At 50.8% G+C, this 3,432-nt stretch carries 6 protein-coding genes; 2 read left to right on the plus strand and 4 right to left on the minus strand.

What is annotated here, in order from left to right; genetic code table 11:
* Positions 1–150: 150 nt before the first annotated feature.
* Positions 151–477 (minus strand): hypothetical protein, encoded by a 327-nt coding sequence (locus HOK28_07735; GenBank protein ID MBT6432963.1) that lies wholly within the window; start codon positions 475–477, stop codon positions 151–153.
* Positions 478–625: 148 nt separating this feature from the next.
* Here HOK28_07735 and HOK28_07740 point away from each other — a divergent pair, with 148 nt between their 5' ends.
* Positions 626–1,048: a hypothetical protein gene (locus tag HOK28_07740; protein MBT6432964.1), complete on the plus strand. Its 423-nt coding sequence runs from the start codon at positions 626–628 to the stop codon at positions 1,046–1,048.
* A gap of 9 nt (positions 1,049–1,057) precedes the next feature.
* Here HOK28_07740 and HOK28_07745 read toward each other — a convergent pair whose 3' ends face one another.
* Positions 1,058–1,519 (minus strand): hypothetical protein, encoded by a 462-nt coding sequence (locus HOK28_07745; protein MBT6432965.1) that lies wholly within the window; start codon positions 1,517–1,519, stop codon positions 1,058–1,060.
* A gap of 341 nt (positions 1,520–1,860) precedes the next feature.
* On the opposite strand from HOK28_07745, the gene HOK28_07750 reads away from it, so the two are divergent.
* On the plus strand, positions 1,861–2,145 hold the full coding sequence (locus HOK28_07750; protein MBT6432966.1) for a hypothetical protein: 285 nt from the start codon (positions 1,861–1,863) through the stop codon (positions 2,143–2,145).
* 23 nt (positions 2,146–2,168) lie between these two features.
* Here the strand turns inward: HOK28_07750 and HOK28_07755 are convergent, their stop codons facing one another.
* Both HOK28_07755 and HOK28_07760 read right to left on the minus strand, forming a co-directional pair.
* Positions 2,169–3,029, minus strand: a complete 861-nt coding sequence (locus HOK28_07755) for a CIA30 family protein (protein ID MBT6432967.1) — start codon at positions 3,027–3,029, stop codon at positions 2,169–2,171.
* A gap of 37 nt (positions 3,030–3,066) precedes the next feature.
* Positions 3,067–3,432 (minus strand): hypothetical protein (locus HOK28_07760; protein ID MBT6432968.1); only part of this gene is annotated, 366 nt, incomplete at its 5' end.

The raw sequence follows: 3,432 nt of genomic DNA on the forward strand, positions 1-3,432 counted from the left end.
AAATAAGTAAGGACTTTAGGGCAGTTTTAATCATTAGAGCCTCCTCAGGCGTCAGTCTATGTTGATGACTGGCTTTCGAGGAGGAGCCGCGTGTTCTGACATCACGACAAGGTTATTCAAGGTAAAATGAACGTAAGGTAAAGAAGCGGGCTAGGGGCTTGGCTCAGTGCACTCGATGCCAGCCTCGATGTCGGCCAAGCTATCGGTGATTCCAGCGTCGCAAAGCGCTGTATAAAGCTGGTTTAAAACTTGGCAGTTCTGGCAACTCGTGTCGGTGACGCTTATCTCACCGTAGTTGCATGTCGAAGTCCCTGAAAAGCAGGCTCCGCAGTCTGGTAAGTCGCTTGCCAGGGTGCAGGCGCCGGTGAGAGATGAGTCCTGACCAGGGTCTATCGGTTTAGTGGTCTCTTCGCCGCCGCAAGCCATGAGGCAAACCATGGCCAAGAGAGATAAAAGCTTCCAAATAAGTCGATTCACCGTTTTGTTCATATTCTACGCATACCAAGAGCGTGGCTCTATGGGCAAGGCAGATGTAACGGTTGCTTAGATTTAAGCAATAGATTGACAGAGACCCTAGCTTCTCGCACAAGATTAGCTTGAAGCCACAGAAGGAAAGTGCGTCATCATGAAATATACCGTTTGGATTCTAGTGCTCGCGTCTTGCATGATTTCATGCAGCAACGGCTCGAGCCAGCTTGTCGTGGAGTCCATAGCGGAGGCAAGCGTGCAGCGCGTGAATGATACGGGCTTTGCGGCGCTTGTAGCGGACGAGGGCGGTATTTGCCGCGCTTATGCAGTACCAGCAGACCTAGAGCTTAAAGGGTGTACGGTGAAAGGGCCGATGCAAGGCGAGCTTTTTGTGAGCCGCTTTAAAGGTCCAGAAGTTTCGCTTAAGCAAGCGTTGCAGGAATGCATCAACAATGTGAATTGCACCGGCGTTTCGTCGTCGTGGTATGTTGGTGCGAAGTGGGGCGCTTTTGCGGCTCCGAGCTCTTTTACAATTGATGAGAGCTCATACGGCTGCACTTTTTTGGTGGGCTGCCCTTAGGCCTTCTGCTTAATGCATCATTCCAGGGTCGTGTTTTGATTCCGCCTGAATATGAAGGCGCTCAAGAAACTGAAAATTTTCGGGATCGATGCGGGTGCCTTTTTGCGGGAAACACATTTCTGAATTTTTCCAAAACGGGAAAAATAAGATGGGGTTTGCTTTGCCATCGTAGCCCAGCTGAACCATTTGATTCACTTTAAAGAGAACGCAGTTTTTTGAGCAGCAGTAGAACTCACGTGCTACCCGGTAAAGTGCTTGGTCCATAATCGGTTCTAGGGTGTGAGCCATCACGGGATCTTTTAAAGTGCGCCCGCGAGATGAGAATTTCACTTGGTTGTTGTGCCACTTTTCCGGCAGGTAAATACCTGGGCCGGGATCTCCATGGTTATGGAAATAGACAAGTTGTCCGGCTGGCACATCTTCAATAGCTCGGGATGTTCGGTAGATACCGCAATCGGGTAAGTCTTTCATCGTGATGTCCTTTTTCTTCAACTGAAGAATGCCGTGGCCCTGTTACGAGGTACTCATAGCCGAGTCGCTTTGCTTGGTACAAGTGTGTAATCACCTCAGCCACGATTAGCTCGGCTCGGCGTTCATAAATGCTTTCGGAAAAAGACGTGTGTCATTTTACGACACTTATTCACTGGTTGGTGTCCAAATTGACGAAACTGACGAAATCAAAGCCTATTGACGGTGGCTCGACGGGCATTTGAGTCTCGTAACTTACTGAAATCACACAGTGTAGGTGTTTGGCACACGGTTTGCTTCGTTGTTACCGAGAGATGAACACAAACAATCGTTAGGACAGAGCCATGAATACAGTTGCTAAATTTATCATCCCCATCGTTTTACTTGTCGGATTTGAACTTTATCAAAAAGACGATGCACACGACGACGTTCGTGATGACTTGGTTCAGGTATGTGAGGACGATGGAGTTTGCCTTAAAGCTCTCGGTCAATATTACGAAACCTGTTTCCAGAAAGCCTACAGAAACGGCGGGCGCCGAAGGGCCGCAACTTTCAGCATGGGGAAGCTCTTGGTTTGTATCAATGAGAGTGCAGGCGAGGCTATTTTCGGAGTTGAGCCTAATTCATAACCCTCCTGTCTCGATAATGATTTCTACAAGCTTCGCAGTAAACTATCCATGGCTCTACGAAGCGTCCATGCCGCAGAACTCGCATCTTGCTTGAGTGACTCAGACAATGCGGTTTTCACTAAACCCAATGACCAATTCGCCGAGCCGAGCTTGCCGCTGTCCAGCAGTTCTGTGAGCACGGACCGATAAATCGTGGCGCAACCTTTAGCATCGCCAGCATTGAAAACCGGAACACCTTTCTCAATGGCCGCACTAAGCTTGGAGCGTACCCCTGGAGCCATACGTGTGGAGTCGCTATATCGGGCGGGCTTTATCGATTTTAAGATAACCTGGAAAGGGCCCTCGCGCTTATCGGCCAGCAGCAGACCCAGTTCACTGGCGAGTTGAAGCCCGCTGGTGAGCGTAGGGCCATTGATTTCGCGACCAAATCGTTTCAGTACAAATGCGGAGAAGGGCACAAATATTCGGGTCTCGCCCTTACCTTGCGTATGAATAAGTGCGCGGTAGCCTCCAGCCCTGACCGTCATGTCGCGCCGCTGAGCTGTTACTTGGATGTCACGGCCAGCACCGTCTAATACCACTTCGAGTCCATCGTATTCCGCCCAGTCTAGTTCGGCACCTTGAGTACGAATAGACACAAAGCCTCCATTGTTTTCCAGGCTCAATCGGCCTGTCCAGACCAGCTCGTTTTGTTTGTTCCATGTCAGGTCGGAGCTAGAGCGTCCTCCCATCACGGTGTCGTTAACCGATCCCCAGGTCATCGAGCGGATGTTGGTATTTGCTGCCATGACCTCGCCATCGGGCAAGAGTGTCCAGAGGGAGGCGGTTAAAACGGCCAACCCAACGAAGCTTACCTCAAGATTGTTTTTACTTAATATCTGCACAACTGCCCCTTAGCCCGGCGGCCTAATTATGACCAACCTAGGCAGCTGGGCTGTTGAAGAGAGAGCGCGGCACTTGGACCCAAATGGCAGCTCCGGTAGCCTGCAGTGTTGAGTCTTGAGCGTAGAGACTCACGCGGGTTCGGTAGAGTCTTTCATCTCCTTCATCCAGAGCGCAGACGATGGAGTAGGTCTCGTTGATCTTAGGGCGCGTCGTGACTCGGATGTCTAGAGTGCCCAGCACATAAGCAATATCGCTATCGGGTTGGATAGACGTGGCGAAGGCTGGGCCGGAGCTTGGGCAATCGAGAGCGGACCAAATGAACGGTATATCTATTTCGTGTCCATCGGATGACCAGGCTGGGTGGGCATGCCAAGAAGCTGCGTGAAGGGCAGGGTCTCTATC

The sequence above is a fragment of the Deltaproteobacteria bacterium genome (assembly GCA_018668695.1).
Classification (GTDB): Bacteria; Myxococcota; XYA12-FULL-58-9; order XYA12-FULL-58-9; family JABJBS01; genus JABJBS01.